The 16,404-nt window shown below is 65.9% G+C and carries 16 protein-coding genes; 2 read left to right on the top strand and 14 right to left on the bottom strand.

Annotated features, from left to right (window positions below):
* Positions 1–48: 48 nt before the first annotated feature.
* The 3 genes from K1T73_RS09005 to K1T73_RS08995 all read right to left on the bottom strand — a co-directional run bounded on the left by K1T73_RS09005 (position 49) and on the right by K1T73_RS08995 (position 3,406).
* Positions 49–918, bottom strand: a complete 870-nt coding sequence (locus K1T73_RS09005; RefSeq protein WP_220600391.1) for a GXGXG motif-containing protein — start codon at positions 916–918, stop codon at positions 49–51.
* Positions 906–1,841, bottom strand: coding sequence for a glutamine amidotransferase (locus tag K1T73_RS09000; RefSeq protein WP_220600390.1), 936 nt, complete (start codon positions 1,839–1,841; stop codon positions 906–908). Before K1T73_RS09000 ends, K1T73_RS09005 begins: the two co-directional genes overlap by 13 nt.
* Positions 1,842–1,927: 86 nt before the next feature.
* Positions 1,928–3,406, bottom strand: coding sequence for a glutamine synthetase family protein (locus tag K1T73_RS08995; protein ID WP_220600389.1), 1,479 nt, complete (start codon positions 3,404–3,406; stop codon positions 1,928–1,930).
* Positions 3,407–3,736: 330 nt separating this feature from the next.
* Here K1T73_RS08995 and K1T73_RS08990 point away from each other — a divergent pair, with 330 nt between their 5' ends.
* On the top strand, positions 3,737–4,411 hold the full coding sequence (locus K1T73_RS08990) for a FadR/GntR family transcriptional regulator (RefSeq protein ID WP_220600388.1): 675 nt from the start codon (positions 3,737–3,739) through the stop codon (positions 4,409–4,411).
* A 12-nt stretch (positions 4,412–4,423) separates the two neighbouring features.
* On the opposite strand, the gene K1T73_RS08985 is transcribed toward K1T73_RS08990, so the two are convergent.
* The 9 genes from K1T73_RS08985 to K1T73_RS08945 all read right to left on the bottom strand — a co-directional run bounded on the left by K1T73_RS08985 (position 4,424) and on the right by K1T73_RS08945 (position 13,985).
* A complete protein-coding gene (locus K1T73_RS08985) occupies positions 4,424–5,143 on the bottom strand; it encodes a type 1 glutamine amidotransferase (protein ID WP_220600387.1) in 720 nt (239 codons plus the stop codon).
* 165 nt (positions 5,144–5,308) lie between these two features.
* The gene (locus K1T73_RS08980) at positions 5,309–5,500 is read right to left on the bottom strand and encodes a hypothetical protein (protein WP_220603683.1); all 192 of its coding nucleotides are present in this window, start codon (positions 5,498–5,500) and stop codon (positions 5,309–5,311) included.
* Between the two features lie 106 nt (positions 5,501–5,606).
* The gene (gene scpB / locus K1T73_RS08975) at positions 5,607–6,281 is read right to left on the bottom strand and encodes an SMC-Scp complex subunit ScpB (protein WP_220600386.1); all 675 of its coding nucleotides are present in this window, start codon (positions 6,279–6,281) and stop codon (positions 5,607–5,609) included.
* Positions 6,282–6,285: 4 nt separating this feature from the next.
* A complete protein-coding gene (locus K1T73_RS08970) occupies positions 6,286–7,095 on the bottom strand; it encodes a ScpA family protein (RefSeq protein WP_220600385.1) in 810 nt (269 codons plus the stop codon).
* Between the two features lie 20 nt (positions 7,096–7,115).
* The gene (nagZ, locus tag K1T73_RS08965; RefSeq protein ID WP_259400205.1) at positions 7,116–8,105 is read right to left on the bottom strand and encodes a beta-N-acetylhexosaminidase; all 990 of its coding nucleotides are present in this window, start codon (positions 8,103–8,105) and stop codon (positions 7,116–7,118) included.
* The gene (locus tag K1T73_RS08960; protein ID WP_220600383.1) at positions 8,105–9,019 is read right to left on the bottom strand and encodes an SPOR domain-containing protein; all 915 of its coding nucleotides are present in this window, start codon (positions 9,017–9,019) and stop codon (positions 8,105–8,107) included. Before K1T73_RS08960 ends, nagZ begins: the two co-directional genes overlap by 1 nt.
* 89 nt (positions 9,020–9,108) lie before the next feature.
* Positions 9,109–10,854: an arginine--tRNA ligase gene (argS, locus tag K1T73_RS08955; RefSeq protein ID WP_220600382.1), complete on the bottom strand. Its 1,746-nt coding sequence runs from the start codon at positions 10,852–10,854 to the stop codon at positions 9,109–9,111.
* A gap of 69 nt (positions 10,855–10,923) precedes the next feature.
* Complete coding sequence (locus K1T73_RS08950; protein ID WP_220600381.1) at positions 10,924–12,828, bottom strand: sodium:proton antiporter; 1,905 nt, start codon at positions 12,826–12,828, stop codon at positions 10,924–10,926.
* A complete protein-coding gene (locus K1T73_RS08945) occupies positions 12,819–13,985 on the bottom strand; it encodes a deoxyguanosinetriphosphate triphosphohydrolase (protein ID WP_220600380.1) in 1,167 nt (388 codons plus the stop codon). Before K1T73_RS08945 ends, K1T73_RS08950 begins: the two co-directional genes overlap by 10 nt.
* Positions 13,986–14,062: 77 nt before the next feature.
* Between K1T73_RS08945 and K1T73_RS08940 the strand changes: the two genes are divergently transcribed.
* Positions 14,063–14,386, top strand: coding sequence for an iron-sulfur cluster assembly accessory protein (locus K1T73_RS08940; RefSeq protein ID WP_220600379.1), 324 nt, complete (start codon positions 14,063–14,065; stop codon positions 14,384–14,386).
* Positions 14,387–14,398: 12 nt separating this feature from the next.
* Here K1T73_RS08940 and K1T73_RS08935 read toward each other — a convergent pair whose 3' ends face one another.
* Together K1T73_RS08935 and K1T73_RS08930 are read right to left on the bottom strand one after the other, a co-directional pair.
* Complete coding sequence (locus K1T73_RS08935) at positions 14,399–15,304, bottom strand: DMT family transporter (protein ID WP_220600378.1); 906 nt, start codon at positions 15,302–15,304, stop codon at positions 14,399–14,401.
* Positions 15,301–16,377 carry a DUF6902 family protein gene (locus K1T73_RS08930; RefSeq protein ID WP_220600377.1) on the bottom strand — a complete coding sequence of 359 codons (1,077 nt, stop codon included), beginning with the start codon at positions 16,375–16,377 and terminating at the stop codon, positions 15,301–15,303. The genes K1T73_RS08935 and K1T73_RS08930 overlap by 4 nt, the downstream gene beginning before the upstream one ends.
* Between the last annotated feature and the right edge of the window lie 27 nt (positions 16,378–16,404).

Below are 16,404 nucleotides of genomic sequence, written 5' to 3'. Positions count from 1 at the left end.
TTGTCTCCTTAGCTGGGTCGTGCCGCCCGCCTGCGCGGGCCGCAGACCTTACAGAATGAGTTTCTTCTCGGACGGCTCGAGGTTGTCGTAGTTCCAGAGCTGCTTGCCCGCGACGACCTTGGTGAAGTGATCCACCCCCTTGTCGGGCATCAGGCCATATTGGGTCAGCTTCCGGGTCAGCCACTTCTTGTCGAGATCGGTCAGCTCGGCCTCCACCGCGTCGACGCCGAGCGACTTGATCTCGCCTCCGACGAAGATCGTGCCGTCATACATCGAGTCGCCCAGGTTCTTGCCGGCATTGCCGCAGACAACCATCCGGCCCCGCTGCATCATGAAGCCCGACAGCGCGCCGGTGTCGCCACCCACGATGATCGTGCCGCCCTTCTGGTCGATGCCCGTCCGCGACCCGACCGAGCCGCGACAGACAAGGTCACCGCCCCGGATCGCCGCGCCGAAGGTGGAGCCCGCGTTCTTCTCGATCATGATCGTGCCGGACATCATGTTCTCGCCGCAGGACCAGCCCACGCGCCCGGTGATGCGCACGTTCGGCCCGTCGATCAGCCCGACCGTGAAGTACCCGGTCGATCCCTCGATGATGAGGTTGAGCCGCGACAGGATACCCACACCCAGCGAGTGCATGCCGCGCGGGTTCTTGAGCACGATCGTGCCGTAGCCCTCCCTCATCAGCTCCCGGATCTGCGAGTTCACCTCGGTCGTGGTCTTGCCGTCGCAGTCGAACTCGGTCCGCTTGTTGAAATCGACATCCGGCGCCCAAGGGTAGGTGAACCGCTCTTCCGCGTCGGGATCGAACTCGACATAGAGGGACTTGCCCGTCAGTTGCTCCGTCGTCATGCCGAGCGCCTTGGCGCGCTCGTCCTGCGTCATTTTCTTGAGTTCTGCGTCGCTTACGCTTGCCATACCCGGACCTCCTCGTCGTAGGGATCATACGTGTCGATTTCCTGCGGCAGGATCGCGCGGATCGCCACCTCTTCGCTCGCCATCGCGATCAAGTCGTCGCTCTCGTAGAGGACGAGCGGTTTCGCGGCCATCGTGTCCTTGGCCATGCCGAGCTGATCCTTGGTGGCCACCAGGTAGGTGAACACGCCGTCGATCTCGTCGATCGACTTGCGCAGGCTCTCCTCGAGGCTGATGCCGTTGGCGAGGTTGTGCGCCGTATAGACCGCCAGAAGCTCGCTGTCGCAATTCGACATGAAACGGTGGCCCTTGCGCTCCATCTCGCGGCGCATGATCCAGTAGTTCGTGATCTGGCCGTTATGGACCACGCTCACGTCATTGTAGGGAAAGGCCCAGTAAGGGTGCGCAGATTTGATGTCGACATCCGACTCGGTCGCCATCCGCGTATGGCCGATGCCATGCGTGCCCTGGAAATCGTTGAGCCCGTAGGCCTCCGACACGACCTTGGCGTCGCCCAGATCCTTGATGAGCTCGAGACCGTTGCCCATCGACAGGATCTCGACACCTTCGGTCTCCTCCATATGGGCGGCCATCTCGCCGGTGTCATCGGGATGGGTGATGACATAGCGCAGCGAGTATTCGCGCGGCGCCTCCTTCGATTTGATCTTGGCGCCATGCTCCTCGAGGATGCGCTCGACTTCCTCGATCCGGTCCTCGATCACCTTGTGGATGCCCCGGCCGCGATCCATGTCCTCGGCCTCGGCCACTTTCAGGCGCATGATGAGCTCGCCCTCGGTCGGTTCGCCATAGACGGCATAGCCCGTGCTGTCCGGCCCCCGGTGTTTCAGAGCTTGCAGCATGGCGGTCATTTCCGAGCCGACCGAGCTGCTCTTGCCCCTGTGAATCAGTCCTGCAATTCCGCACATCTGGATGCGCCTCCTCACGTTTCAGGTTGCGTTGCTGTCGTGACGGCGAGCCCGGGCCCGCCGCCGCCGATCCTCTCGAAGTGTCGTCAGGGAAGACACTCCATGTAAGTATCCGAGTCCCAATCCGTCACGGTGGACATGAAACGCGCATACTCATCGTATTTGTACTCGTGGAACAGGCGATACATCTCGCCCGGCATCCCGCGCTGCACCACCTCATCGTTCTTCAGGAACTCGAGCGCCTCCCCAAGGCTCATGGGCAGCTTCTTGACGTCCTTGCCATCCTTGATCGCCTGGTAGATGTTGCGCTCCTCCGGCTTGCCGGGGTCGAGCTTGTTGTCGATCCCGTCATCCATCGCGGCCAGAAGCGTGGTGCCCATGAGATAGGGGTTCACCATCGAATCGACCGACCGGTATTCGAACCGCCCCGGCGCCGAGACGCGCAGACCCGTCGTCCGGTTCTGGAATCCCCAGTCGGCAAAGACCGGCGCCCAGAAACCCGTATCCCAGAGCCGGCGATAGCTGTTGACGGTCGAGCAACCCACGGCGGTCAGCGCCTGAAGGTGATGGACCACGCCCCCGATCGCCTCGAGGCCCTCCTTGCCGGGCATCTGCGGGTCGTCATCGTCGGGCATGAAGGTGTTCTCACCACCCTTCACATACATGTAATTGTCGCGCATCCCCGGCAGGTCGTCGGGGTCGTTGCCGCATTTCACGAACTCGTCCTCGCCGCCACGCCACAGGCTCATGTTGTGGTGACACCCGCTCGCCGAAACGCCCATGAAAGGTTTCGTCATGAAACAGGCGAAGATACCGTTCTCGCGTGCGACCTGCGCACAGATCTGGCGGTAGGTGGTCAGACGGTCGGCATTGCGCAGCACGTCGTCGAACATCCAGTTCAGCTCGAGCTGCCCCGGCGCGTCCTCATGGTCGCCCTGGATCATGTCGAGACCCATCTTCCGCGCGTAGCGGATCACCTGCATCGACACGGGCCGCAGGCTTTCGAACTGGTCGATGTGATAGCAGAAGGGCTTGGAATATCCGTCCTTGGGCTTGCCGTTCTCGTCGAACTTGAGCCACATCATCTCGGGTTCGGTCCCGATGCGCAGCTTGCGACCGTGCTTCTTCTCGAATTCCTCGTGCATCCGGCGCAGGTTGCCGCGGCAATCGGCGGTCAGGTATCCGCCCGGATTTTCCTTCTCCTCGCGGTTGCGGAACAGCGTGCAGTAGAACCGCCCGATCTGCGGCGCCCAGGGAAGCTGCATGAAGGTTTCGGGCTCGGGAATCCCGATCAGCTCGGCGGCCTCGGGACCATAGCCCAGGTATTCGCCCGCGCGGTTTGTGAACAGGTTGACCGTCGCGCCGTAGACAAGCTGGAAGCCCTTCTTGGCGATGTTCTCCCAGTGATCGGCAGGGATCCCCTTGCCCATGATCTTGCCGGTGACCGACACGAACTGCAGATACAGATACTCGATGCCCTTGTCATCGATCATCTTGCGGACTTCCTTGATCTTCTCGTCGCGCCCTTCGGCGTCTACAAATCTTTCGAGGTCGGTTTCGGCCACTGTCTTCACTCCTTGCTGGTCTCGTCGCGGGCCTTCTCCGGGCCGCACGGTCTGGATTGCTTGGTTATCGTTGCGGTAAAGCCCGGCCCCTCCCACGGCCCTCCGATCATTTCGGGATCACGTCTTGTGACCGGCGTCACTCGGTGAAATACGCAATCCGGTTCGCGCAGTTCGCCAGACCGTTCGATGCGGAGGTCGGACTGCGCGACCTGACCTGACGTTAGAAAAGAATCAATCCAATACGCAACCTTTTTTGAGCCAATATCGCGAAGTTTCTGGACATTGCCCTATCATTGGATCAAAATTGGATCATACTTGGAAGGAAATTGCATGAGTAAGCTTGGGTCTGCCGACATCGCGTCCCTCCTTCGGCGCGAGATCGCCAGGGGAACTTTCCGACAGCACGAGCGTCTCCCGGCGTCGCGGCAGATGGCCGAAACCTACGGTGTGGCGCGCAACACCCTGCGCGAGGCGCTGATCCAGCTCGAACGCGAGGGGCTGATCACCACACGCCCCGGAAGCGGCACCTACGTCACGCACGAGCCCGGCACCCAGACCATCGAGGCGGTCCAGAACGCCAACCCGCTCGAACTCATCGACGCGCGCTTCGCGCTCGAGCCGCATATCTGCCGGCTCTGCGTCCTGCATGGGCGGCAAGCCGATTTCGAGGAGCTCGAGGCGCTTTGCGACCAGATGGAAGAGGCGGTCGAGGACCCCCGGGCCTTCGCGGAGGCGGATACCGATTTTCACCGCGCGCTCGCGACCTCGACCAACAACAATCTGCTGATCTGGGTCATCGGGCAGATCAACTCCGTGCGCGCGATGGACGAATGGACGCGGATGCGGCACCTGACGCTCAACCCCGACATCATCCGCCAGTACAACATCCAGCATCGCGCCATCCTCGACGCGATTCGCGCGCGCACCCCCGAGGAGGCCGCAACGCGCATGAAGGAACATCTCGAAACGGCGCGCCTGTCGCTCACCCGCGCGGCCAATGCCTGAGCGGAGATGGGGTCAGGCCTGCGCCGCCGTCTGGAGCCAGTTGATGTAGATCCGCTCGGCGATCTCGTTGAAGCCGGCCATGCCGGCCTCGGCGCGCTCCTTCATCCGGGCCGCGCCGTCCTTGCCGAGCGCCTCGATCAGCGCGTCGCGATACTCCGGGATCTCGGCCCAGTTCATCACCGTGTCATGCTCGATCTCGACATGGAACTGCGCCGAATAGGCCCGCGTGCCCCATTTCATCGCCTGCACCGCGCAATCGGGCGAGGTGGCCAGGCATTGCGCCCCCGGCGGCATCTTCGTGACCTCGGCCGAGTGCCATTGCAGACATTGGAACCGTTCCGGCACCCCGTCGAAGAAGACGCCCGACGCGCCCGCCTCGGTCAATTGCACGTCCATGATACCGATCTCGGGCGTCTCCGAACGCGTCACCTCGCCTCCAAGCGCTTCGGCCAGAAGCTGATGACCGAGGCAGAGTCCAAGGAACGGCAGCCCCCGCTCTTCCACCGCCTCGCGGATGAAATCCTTCTCGTCGCGCAGCCAGGGATGCCGATCCTCCTGCCAGACATCCTGCGGCCCACCCATGACCCAAAGCGCGTCGAACCCCTCGAGACCGGGCAGCTTCTCGCCTTCGTCCAGTTCGACGGGGATCCATTCATGCCCGTCCTCGGCCAGGAATTTCCGGAAGATACCCGGATGCTCGACCTTCTCATGTTGCAGGACAAGTATTCTCATCGCGGTCCTCCCCTTCGCAACCGCGACCCTAAGCGCGCTTCGCGACCGCGCGCAAGACCAAGACATCGCCCAGGTGGCGGCCGGCACGTTTCCGATAGACGAAATCCGGTGCGCGTCTGCGACCCCGTCGGGCAACGCGCCATCACGTGGCGGGGTGGGGCCGTGTCACATGCGTCCGATACGGCGCGCCATGCGCATCGTCTGCTTGGCGCGCTTCGTCGTCTCGCCGGTGTCGGGTCCGCCTTCGCGGCTTCCCATCTGGCGTCCGACGGCGTCGATGCCGGCATTCACGCCGCGTCCGATCACGCGGCGCATGACCTGGCGGACAACCATATTGATGATCTGATTGGCGTTCATCGTCACTCTCCTCTGCCTCGGATGCACCATATAGGACCGCATCATGGCGATTTCAGGGCATCGGCGCGCAGCCTACCCGGATTCGCGGCAGCCCGATACCCGGCCTCTACCCCTCGAACATCTCGCCCTGGTCGTCGGCGGCCACGCCTTCCGCGTCGTCCTCGTCATCGTCCGCATCTTCGGGCATCCCGGGCAGCGCGCCGGGCGGCAGACGGTTGTCCAGAAGCCCTGCCGCGCGCAGCTCCTTCAATCCCGGCAGGTCACGCGCGCTCTCGAGCCCGAAATGCGCGAGGAACTCCTGCGTCACCACGAAAGTCACGGGCCGCCCCGGTGTCATCTTGCGTCGGCCGAAGCGGATCCACTCCATCTCGAGAAGTTGATCGACAGTGCCACGGCTCACCGACACGCCGCGGATCTCCTCGATCTCGGCACGCGTCACGGGCTGATGATAGGCGATGATCGCCAGCGTCTCGATCGCGGCCCGGCTGAGCTTGCGGGTTTCCACCGTTTCGCGTTGCATGAGAAACCCGAGATCCGGCGCGGTGCGCATCACCCACGCATCGCCCACGCGGTTCAAGGTCACGCCCCGCCCCTCGTAGCGCTTTCGCAGATGCACCAGCGCTTCGGCCGCGTCGCTGCCATGGGGCATCCGCGCGTTCAATTCGGAGACCGAAACCGGCTCGGCGCTGGCGAAGAGGATGGCCTCGACCATGCGCTCCTGCTCACCGATCGGCGGGGCCTCGAACAGGCTTTCCTTCGTGTTTTCCGTCTCTTCCGTCACGTTCCTAATCCCGACGCCGCACCGAGATCGGCGCGAATGTCTCGCTTTGGCGTATCTCCAGACGCCCCTCCTTGGCCAGTTCCAGCGCCGCCGCGAAGGTCGAGGCCGTGGCCGAGCGTCGCCGCGCCGGATCGCTGGTGAACCCTTCGGGCAGCCATGAGGCTATGTCCGTCCACTCGCCTGCATAACCGATCAGGCCGCGCATCCGGTCGAGCGCGGCCTCGAGCGAGAAGATCGAGTCGCGGTCGAGCGCGTAGGGCCGAAACTCGTCTTTCGTGCGGATACGCGCATAGCCTTGCGTGAGGTCGAGAAGCGTCGCGGTATACGTCACCTTGCGCACCCGGGCCACGTCCTCGGGCAGCCCGCGCGCGAAGAAGTCCCGCCCCAGCCTGTCGCGCGCCATGAGCCGCGCGGCCACCTCGCGCATCGCCTGCAACCGCTCCAGTTGAAAGGCCAGATGCGCGGCCATCTCCTCGCCGCTCGGCCCCTCCTCGGCCGGGTCCGGCGGCAACAGCAGGCGCGACTTGAGGAAGGCGAGCCAGGCGGCCATCACCAGGTAATCCGCCGCCAGCTCGATCCTGAGCGCGCGCGCCTTCTCGACGAAATGCAGGTATTGCTCGGCCAGTTGCAGGATCGAAATCCTGCGCAGATCCACCTTCTGCGTGCGCCCCAGCGTCAGCAGAAGGTCGAGCGGCCCCTCGTAGCCATCCACGTCGATGATCAGCGCCTCGGCGGCCATCCGTTCGGCCACGCTCTGCGCGGGATCGAGCTGCGCGCCCTGCGCTTCGCTGTCGTCGGTAAAGGTGTCGGACATGCCTGCGCCGGCCCCCGGCCTCATTGCAATTGCGCAAGCTTGGCCTTCAGCGCCGAAATGTCAACCTCGCCGGGGTCGATCCGCCGGGCCAGCGCCGACTCGGCCCGCGCATGCGCCGCAGCGGTCATCCGTCCCGCCGCCCCGGCCACCGCGCGCCGCGTCTCCAGCGGCGCATTGCACAAGAGGACCACGTCGCAGCCTGCGTCAAGCGAGGCCCGCGCCAGCGCGTCGGGCGTCCCGCTCAGCGCCTTCATCGAGATGTCGTCGGTCATCAGAAGCCCATCGAAGCCGATCACCTCGCGCATGAGCCGCACCATCTCGCGCGACAGCGTCGCGGGCCGGTCGTCACAGGCCTCGTAGACCACGTGCGCCGTCATCGCCATGGGCAGGTCGGCCAACGCCGCGAAAGGCGCGAAATCCACGTCCGTGAGCGCGTCAAGCGGCGCCTCGACGCGCGGCAGGTCGAGATGGCTGTCAGAGGTCGCGCGGCCATGACCGGGGATGTGCTTCATGACCGGCAAGACGCCACCCTCCAGCAGCCCGTCGGCCACCGCCCTTCCGATCCGCGCCACCTCCGCCGGATCGTCGCCATAGCAGCGGTCGGTCAGGAAATCGTGAGTATGAGGCGTAATCACGTCGACGAGCGGCGCGCAATTGCTGTCGATGCCGAGCGCACGCAGCTCCGCCGCCATGATCCGCGATCGCAGATGCATGACCTCGGCGGCCTGCTCGCCCGCGCGGCGGATTTCCTCGAGCGGCGGTCGCCACTCGGACCATTCCGGTGGGCGCAACCGCTGCACGCGGCCTCCCTCCTGGTCGATGGTGATGACGGCGTCGCGCCCCACCGCCTCGCGCATCTCGTCGCAAAGGGCGCGCACCTGGTCGGGGCTCTCGATGTTGCGCCCGAACAGGATGAAGCCGAACGGATCGGCATCGCGGAAGAACGCCTTCTCCTCGTCGTCGAGGCGGAGCCCCGATGCATCGAGGATCGTCGCGCCGAAGGCGGCCATTACCGGGTGACCACCGGGATACATTCGGCCCGCTCGGAGACGAGCGCCGAGCAGAAACGCCGCGCATCGGCCAGGTCGTCGAAGCCCATGGCGCGCAGGCGATAGAAGGTGCGCCCGCCGCTCTGGGCGCGCTGGATCACGCGGGATTTCCCGTCGAGGTAATCGCCGAACCGCGCGGCAAGCCGCGTCCATTCCTCGCGCGCGATCTCCTCGCTGGTGAACGCGCCCAGTTGCGCAAGGCGCGTGCCGACGGGAATGCTCTCGGCATCCACTTCCTCGGCTTCGCCAGCCTGCGCGGCGGTCTCGATCACTTCTGTGGGCCGTGTCCCGGCGCCAAGCGAGGCGGGGCGCACCTTCGGCCTGAGCGATCGGGCAAGGCTTCCATCCGCGCGCACCGGGGCCTCGACCTCCATGGCCGCGGGCTGAACCGTCTCAAGCGGCTCCACTCCCTCGGCCAGCGCATCGGCCAGCGCGTTCATCGTCGCCGCGTCATCTGTCTCGACCGCGGCCACGGCTTCCGCGCCCTCCTCTGTGTCATCCTGCATTGCCTCGGCCTCCGCGACCACCGGCGCCTCCTCGAAACTGAGGTCGAGCGGCTCGGGCGCAAGGATCAGCCTGTCCGCCGGATCGGCGGCGGTGCCGGCGGCGGCCACGTCGTTGACCGAGAAACCCTGGTGCTGGGCCTGCTGGCCACCCGGCTCCTCCGGCGCGATCCGCATCGGCCCGGCGGCGGCCTTGACCACCGGCACGCCGCTCACGTCGCGCGTCATCGTGCGCACGCCCCAGACCGTCATCCCGATCACGAGCGCAAGCGACGAGATCGCGCCCACGAGATATGTCGCTCTTTGAAGGCCACCGCCCTGCTGGCCGTTCTCGGACGCGGCTCCGGGCCGCGACGCGTGTATCTGTGCCATGTTCTGCCCCTTGCGGCACGTACCCCCTGCCTGTGGGGTCCGGGCCGTCTCCGCCTCGGTTGTCCGGCCACGTGTCGCGCGCGGTTTTCCTACCGCATCTCCTGGGCCGGTGTGACGCCCAAGATACCAAGACCTGCCGAAATGACAACGGTTGCGGCCCGGACCAGCGCGATTTTCGCCTGTGTTGTAGCTGCGTCACCCTCCTGGAGGAAGCGCAAGGCCGGATCGTCATGGCCCCGGTTCCAGAGCGCGTGCAGCTCGCTCGCCAGGTCGTAGAGGTAGAAGGCCACCCTGTGCGGTTCATGCGTGCGCCCGGCGATCTCCACGAGGCGCGGCCATTCCGCGATCTTGCGCGCAAGCGACAACTCCGCCTCGTGGCCGAGGATCGACAGGTCGGCGCCCGCCAGCGTCGCCTCGTCCACGTCGATGCCGGCCGCTTCGGCCTTTCGCATCACCGACGCGACCCGCGCATGGGCGTATTGCACGTAGAAGACCGGGTTCTCCTTCGATTGCTCGACGACCTTGTCGAAATCGAAGTCGAGCGGCGCGTCGTTCTTGCGGGTAAGCATGTGGAACCGCGTCACGTCGGCGCCCACCATGTCTACGACGTCGCGCAACGTCTCGAAAGTCCCCGCGCGCTTCGACATCTTGAAGGGCTTGCCGTTGCGATAGAGCTTCACCAGTTGCGTGAGCTTGATGTCGAGCGGCACGCGCCCGTCCGAGAGCGCCGAGACCGCCGCCTTCATCCGCTTCACATACCCGCCGTGATCGGCGCCGAACACATCGATGAGCGCATCGAAACCACGGGAGATCTTGTCGTAGTGATAGGCTATGTCCGGCGCGAAATAGGTCCAGGACCCGTCGGATTTCTTCACTGGCCGGTCCACGTCGTCGCCATGTGCGGTCGACCGGAACAGGGTCTGCTCGCGCGGCTCCCAGTCGTCGGGCACCTTGCCCTTGGGCGGCTCGAGAACACCCTCGTAGATGAGGCCCTTCTCCTCCAGCACCTCGAGCGCCGCCTCGATCCGGCCGGTGCCGTAGAGCGATTTCTCGGAATAGAACACATCCATCTCGACCCCGAGCGCCTTCAGGTCCGCGCGGATCAGGTCCATCATCGCGTCCGTCGCGAAATCCCGCACCTCAACGAGCCAGACGTCCTCGGGCTGGTCCACATAGGCGTCGCCCACCTTGTCCTTGAGTGCCGCCCCCACCGCGATCAGGTAGTCGCCCGGATAGGTGCCGTCCTCGAAGGCCACCTTCTGCCCATGCGCCTCGAGGTAACGGAGATAGACCGACCGGGCGAGCACATCGACCTGCGCGCCACCGTCGTTGATGTAGTATTCGCGCGTCACCTCGTGGCCGGTGAAATCAAGCAGGCTTGCCAGCGCATCTCCGAACACCGCGCCCCGCGTGTGGCCCACATGCAGCGGGCCGGTGGGGTTCGCGCTCACGTATTCGACGTTGACCCGGCGCCCCTGCCCCATCTCCGAGCGTCCGAAATCGGCACCCGCCTTCAACGCGGCGCGCAGCACCCCGTGCCATTCTCCATCCGCCAGCCGCAGGTTGAGAAATCCCGGTCCCGCCACCTCGGCGCTCTCGATCCGCGGATCATCGGCAAGCTTGGCGGCCAGCACCTCGGCGATGTCGCGCGGCTTGAGGCCCGCGGGCTTGGCCAGCACCATCGCGGCATTGGTCGCCATGTCGCCATGCAAAGGATCACGCGGCGGCTCGACCGTGACGTTATCGAGCGCGAGGCCCGCCGGAAGCGTGTCCTCGTCCATCATCGTCTCGAGCGCGGCGATCACGGCGCCACGGATTTCGGTAAACAGGTTCATGTCTCTCGCGCCTCGCTTGGGGTTGGGCCGGGTTTACCACCGCCACGGGCCGCGTCAACGGGCTAGCCTTCAACCCTGCCCTGCATCCTCCGATCCGGCGCGCGCCACCTCCTCGGCGGCGCCCTCCGCGGCTTCAGCGGCTTCTTTCGCCTCTGCCGAGCCCTCCTCGACGGGCGGCGCGAAATAGACGAGATGCCATCCCTCCCAGCCTTTCAACTCCGTGTCCTTCGCAATGAGGCGCAGCGACTTGCCCGCTTCGACTTCGGCCAGCGGCACAGCCTCCGGGTTGGCCTCGCGCCAAAGGTCGAGCTCATCCTCCGCCCCGGTCCATTCCACGGCCTGGACTTCCCACCCCTCGGTCATGCGCCGCCCGATATCGAGATAGCCAAGCCCGTCGCAGATCGTCCGGCCGCCCAGCGTGGCCGGCATGGCATAGCGACGGTGCTCCTGCTTGGCGGGCTGAAGCTGGTACACGTTCTCGTGCCCGAACTCGGGCGCCAGATCGGTGGTGACAAGCGTGTTGAGCGCGTCATTGTCGCTCAGCGCCACGATGCGGCCGTAGCTGATGAACTCGACCCCGTGTTCGGCGGCTTCCGAGAGGATGTTGCCCACGAAGATCGGCAGGCCCGCCTCGCGCGCGCTGCGCAGCCGCGTGCGGTTCGCATCGGCCAGCAGGACGGGCACGTCAAGCCGCTTGAGCGCCTCCGCGAAGGCCGCCGAGAAGCGCGAGCCACCCGCGAAGATGACCCCGGGCACCTGCGCCGCGCTGAGACCCAGCGCCCGCGCGAGCGGAGACATCGTGAAGCCGTGCAGGATCACCGTCGCGCCGACAAGACCGAAGGCCAGCGGCGTGAGGCGCACCGCGTCTTCCACACCGCCTTCCACGAGCCGCTGCGCGAACAGCCCCGCGACCGCGACCAGCACCACGCCGCGCGGCCCGGTGAAGCCAACGAGGATCCGCTCTTTCCACGGGATATGCGTGCCGATGAACGACAGAAGCACCGTCGCGGGCCGCACCAGCAGGATCACCACGGTCACGAAGGCAAGGGCGCGCCAGTCGAGCGCGAAAAGCGTCTCGGGTGTCATCGACGCGGCCAGCAGCACGAAGACCCCCGAAACGAGCAGGATCGTGGCATGTTCCTTGAACCGGCGCAGCTCGTCATAACTGGGCAGGTCCGCATTCGCGATCCAGAGACCCATCACCGTCACCGCCAGCAGCCCGCTTTCGTGCAGAAGCGCGTCCGACAGGGCGAAGGTACCCAGCACGAAGGCAAAGAGAAGCGGAACCTTCATGAATTGCGGCACCAGTTCGCGGCGGAACGCCCGCACCACGCTCCATCCGGCCACGACGCCAAGCACGACGGCCACGGAAATCCCGATTGTCATGTCCCAGATCGCGTCGCCGATGGTTTCGGCCGCGCGCAGGACGAGGACCAGCTCGAAGGCGATCACCGCGGCCAGCGCCCCTATCGGATCGTTGACGATCGCTTCCCAATGGAGAAGCTGCGCAGGTCGCCGCGGCAGGCGCGCCTGCCGCAGAAGCGGCGCGATGACCGTGGGGCCGGTCACGATCATGATGCCGCCGAAGACGACCGAGGACTCCCAGCTGAGGCCCGCGACGAAATGCAGCGCCATCGTCGACAGGAACCACCCCAGCGGCGCGCCGATGATCACGAGGCGTCGCACCCCCTCTGCCGCGCCCCGCAGACCATGGAGGTTGAGCGTGAGGCCGCCCTCGAAGAGGATGATCGCCACCGCGACCGAGATCATCGGGCCGACCAGTTCGCCTATGTCGCGGGCCGGGTCGAAGATACCCAGCACCGGACCCACCAGCAGCCCGCCCAGCAGCATCAGCACGATGGCGGGCATCCTGAGCCGCCACGCGATCCATTGCGACCCGACGCCGATCGCTCCCACCAGCGCGAAGGCCATGACCGGGGACAGGGCCCCGTCCGCTGCCGCTTCTACCGCCATGCCCTCTCCCCGCTGTTTCGATCGCCCAGGAAACGGGCGTGGCTCTGATAGGCGAACCGGTCCGTCATTCCCGCGATGTAATCCGCCACGAGCCGCGCCCGCGCGGTCTCGTCCCCGGCCTCGTCTATATCCGGCTGCCATTCACGCGGCAGGTGCTCCGGCCGATCCATGTAGAACGCGAAGAGATCGCGGACCACCTTCGTCACCCCCTCGCGCATCTCCATGATACGCGGTGCGCGGTACATGCGCGTGAACAGGAACTCCCGGATGACCCTCAGATCGCGCCAGAGCGCGTCCGAGAAAAGGATCGCCGGCCGGCCAAGGTGACGGATGTCATCGGCCGACCCCGCCCCGCTCGCGCCCAGCACCTCCCGCGAGCGGTCGATCACATCGCCTACCATCGTGCCGAAAACCCTCCTGAGCGCCTCGTGCCTGCGCCGCACCGGCGCCAGACCGGGATAGGCCGCATCCACCTCGGCATAGCACGCACCGACGATGGGCAGGTCATAAAGCTCTTCCTCGGCGAATAGTTCCGCGCGCAGCCCGTCATGCAGATCATGGTTGTTGTAGGCGATATCGTCCGAAAGCGCCGCCACCTGCGCCTCGGCACTCGCATAGGTGTGCAATTCGAGATCGTGACGCGCGTCGTATTCGGCCAGCGCGTAGGGCAAGGGCCGCGCCACCGGCCCGTTATGCTTGGCCAGCCCCTCCAGCGTCTCCCACGTGAGATTGAGCCCGTCGAACTCGGCGTAATGCCGCTCGAGCGTGGTCACGATGCGCACCGCCTGCGCGTTGTGGTCGAACCCGCCATGCGGCGCCATCAGCGCGTCGAGCGCATCCTCGCCCGTGTGCCCGAAGGGCGTGTGGCCCAGGTCATGCGCCAACGCCACCGTCTCGGTCAACTCGGAATTGAGCCCGAGCGCACCTGCGATCGTCCGCGCCACCTGCGCCACCTCGATCGAATGGGTGAGGCGCGTGCGGAAATAGTCGCCCTCGTGCTCCACGAAAACCTGGGTCTTGTGCTTGAGCCTGCGAAACGCGCTCGAATGGATGATCCGGTCGCGGTCCCTCTGGAAGCACGAGCGGAACGCGCTCTCCTCCTCCGCGATGAGCCGGCCGCGCGTGCTGTCGGGCCGCGCGGCAAAGCGTGCCGTCATGCCTCGTTCCTTGTCGCCTGTCCCTGCGGCGCTTATATTGCACCTAAACGCATCAATCCCAAGCGGAATTAGGACCCATGCAACTCCCTCCCAAGGTCACCCCCCGCGCCTTCGAACGCCTGGCCGAGATCGGGGCGGGCGCACAAGGCCAGGCGCTGCGCGTCGCGGTTGAAGGCGGCGGATGCTCGGGGTTCCAGTACGAGATCAAGCTCGACGCGCCTGCCGAGGACGACGTCGTCCTCGAAGGTCACGGCGAGCGGGTCGTGGTCGATTCGATCTCGCTGCCGTTCCTCGCAGGCGCCACCATCGACTTCACCGAGGAACTGATCGGCGCGCGCTTCACCATCGACAACCCCAACGCGTCAAGCTCCTGCGGCTGCGGCACGTCCTTCTCCATGTAGCCCTGAAAGCCGTCACTCCGCCGGCACGACCCGCGTGGCCCGGCGGGTCTCGAGCGTCTGGTCGAGGATGAGCCAGGCGCCCGCCGCCACCATGATCGCTGCGCCCGCGAAGACCATGACTCCCGGCACCTCTCCGAAAGCCAGCGCGCCCAGGGCGACCATCCAGACGAATTGCAGGTTCATGAGCGGCGTCACCACGTAGGCCGGGAGCGCGCGCAACGCCGCCACCAGCACCCACCGCGCGCCGAAAAGAAGCGTCGCGTAACCCGCGGCCCAGCCCAGGTCGGCAAGGCCCATCGGCCGCCACACGAAGGGAAGCGCGGCCAGCATCGCGACCGCGAGGCCCAGGTTGGGATAGAAGACCTGCGCCAGCAGGTTGTCGTCGCGGCGCCCGATATAGCGCGACGCGACCATCGACACGGTCCCAAGCGCCACCGCGAGAAGGGCCACGAGATGCCCCGCTCCCATATCGCTCAGCCCGCCGGGAAAGAGGCACCACACCCCCAGCAACCCCAGCATCAGCGCGGCCCAGGCCTGCGAGCGCACCTCCTCGCCGAGGACCGGGCCCGAGACGAGCGCGGTCATCAGCGGGATGAGCGCGATGAACAGGAACACCTCGGCGAAGGGCAGCAGGCGAAAAGCGTGGTAGAACGCGACCGACCCGGCCACCGTCGCCACCACCCGCACCGCCATCGCCCCCGGACAGGCGGTGCGCATCCCCCGCCGGCGCGGCCCCCGGGCATTGGCGGCAAGCGCGAGCGCCGCCACGATGAAGCCCGATACCGCGAAAAGCTGCGGCGCGGCATAGGCTTGTCCGAAGAGCTTGGTGATCGCGTCGGCACCCGCGATGAGCGCGGTATAGAGCGCCGTGAGCGCGACGCCCATCGTGATCGCGGCCCCGCCCGCATGCGGTCTCATGCGCCGATCCCCGTCAGGCCCACGCGCGCGAAGCCGTGGAAGAAACGGTCGAACCGTCCCGTCGCCGCTTCCGCGGCCGCCAATGCGGCCTGTGCCTCGTCCGACAGCCGGTCGGAAACCCGCTCGCGCATCTTGTCCCAGTCACCGCTCCGCGCCGCGCCGAGCGCATATATGCATTCCGACAATTCGCGCAGAGGCCCCGATTGCGGTCGCGCCCGGCGGAACACGATGCGCCCTTCGGGCATCTGCCCGGCGAACCCGCCCTCATCGGTCGTTTCCATGTACCAGTTGAGCATCAGGAACTCGTGATAGTCATCCGCGACCGATCCGGCCTCGTCACCCTCCACCGAGAACTGCGTGAGCTGCTGGCGGAGCCAGATGTCCCAGACCTCGGGCGGCGTTTCACCGGCAAAGCGCAGCGCGATGCAGATTTCGGCCAGCAGATCCGCGTTGAAATCGAGAAACGCGAGCGTTCCCGCGAAAAGCAGGCTCTCGCGCATCGCCTCGTCGATCCCCGGATCGCGACGGCCGTATTCCGAAAGGTAGAAAATGATGTGGGTCAGCTCGTAGGCGGCTTTCTTGTTGGGCATCGCGAAGGTCTCGGAGCGTCCTGCGAACCGCCGCAGCCGCGCCTCGAGCGCCGCGCCATCCCCCACCGGATCGACACCCCGGCGCAGACACAGCCGCCGGGCCTCGGCACGTTGCAGATCCGACAGTTCCGCCTCGACGAGGCCCTGTCGCGCGACCCATTCGACCAGTCGCGCCCCCTTCTCGCCCTCCATGCCCAGATCCTCAAGGTCGAGGCAGAGCGAAAGCAGGAAACGGTAGTATTGCGGAAAGAAGCCCATCCGCATTTCGATCTCGTCATGGAATCGCTCATGCGTGGCAAGTGCCCCCCGGTCGGGCTGCGCGCCGGTGCATTCCAGGATGTTGAGAAGCTCCGCGTTCTCCTTCAGCCAGAAGACATCGTCCTCGCTCCGCCGATGATGCGCGAACCCCTCCAAGAGCACCGCTTGCCGTGCGGCCGGACCGTTTTGCCTGTAGGGAACATTCAGACGGACGACGTTTTCCATGGGATACTCCTGTCACGTTCTGCAGGG

This window comes from Roseovarius sp. SCSIO 43702, from assembly GCF_019599045.1.
Taxonomy (GTDB): Bacteria; Pseudomonadota; Alphaproteobacteria; order Rhodobacterales; family Rhodobacteraceae; genus Roseovarius.
Note: the sequence above shows the minus strand (reverse complement) of the source record. Positions and strands in the feature narration are given on the sequence as shown.

What these genes read in the sequence shown, in the direction of transcription:
- K1T73_RS08945 (WP_220600380.1), bottom strand. Translation starts at nt 13,985, where the DNA reads ATGACGGCACGCTTTGCCGCGCGGCCCGACAGCACGCGCGGCCGGCTC.
- K1T73_RS08960 (WP_220600383.1), bottom strand. Translation starts at nt 9,019, where the DNA reads ATGGCACAGATACACGCGTCGCGGCCCGGAGCCGCGTCCGAGAACGGC.
- K1T73_RS08970 (WP_220600385.1), bottom strand. Translation starts at nt 7,095, where the DNA reads ATGTCCGACACCTTTACCGACGACAGCGAAGCGCAGGGCGCGCAGCTC.
- K1T73_RS09005 (WP_220600391.1), bottom strand. Translation starts at nt 918, where the DNA reads ATGGCAAGCGTAAGCGACGCAGAACTCAAGAAAATGACGCAGGACGAG.
- K1T73_RS08950 (WP_220600381.1), bottom strand. Translation starts at nt 12,828, where the DNA reads ATGGCGGTAGAAGCGGCAGCGGACGGGGCCCTGTCCCCGGTCATGGCC.
- K1T73_RS09000 (WP_220600390.1), bottom strand. Translation starts at nt 1,841, where the DNA reads ATGTGCGGAATTGCAGGACTGATTCACAGGGGCAAGAGCAGCTCGGTC.
- K1T73_RS08940 (WP_220600379.1), top strand. Translation starts at nt 14,063, where the DNA reads ATGCAACTCCCTCCCAAGGTCACCCCCCGCGCCTTCGAACGCCTGGCC.
- nagZ (WP_259400205.1), bottom strand. Translation starts at nt 8,105, where the DNA reads ATGGCCGCCTTCGGCGCGACGATCCTCGATGCATCGGGGCTCCGCCTC.
- K1T73_RS08985 (WP_220600387.1), bottom strand. Translation starts at nt 5,143, where the DNA reads ATGAGAATACTTGTCCTGCAACATGAGAAGGTCGAGCATCCGGGTATC.
- K1T73_RS08930 (WP_220600377.1), bottom strand. Translation starts at nt 16,377, where the DNA reads ATGGAAAACGTCGTCCGTCTGAATGTTCCCTACAGGCAAAACGGTCCG.
- argS (WP_220600382.1), bottom strand. Translation starts at nt 10,854, where the DNA reads ATGAACCTGTTTACCGAAATCCGTGGCGCCGTGATCGCCGCGCTCGAG.
- K1T73_RS08980 (WP_220603683.1), bottom strand. Translation starts at nt 5,500, where the DNA reads ATGAACGCCAATCAGATCATCAATATGGTTGTCCGCCAGGTCATGCGC.
- K1T73_RS08935 (WP_220600378.1), bottom strand. Translation starts at nt 15,304, where the DNA reads ATGAGACCGCATGCGGGCGGGGCCGCGATCACGATGGGCGTCGCGCTC.
- K1T73_RS08990 (WP_220600388.1), top strand. Translation starts at nt 3,737, where the DNA reads ATGAGTAAGCTTGGGTCTGCCGACATCGCGTCCCTCCTTCGGCGCGAG.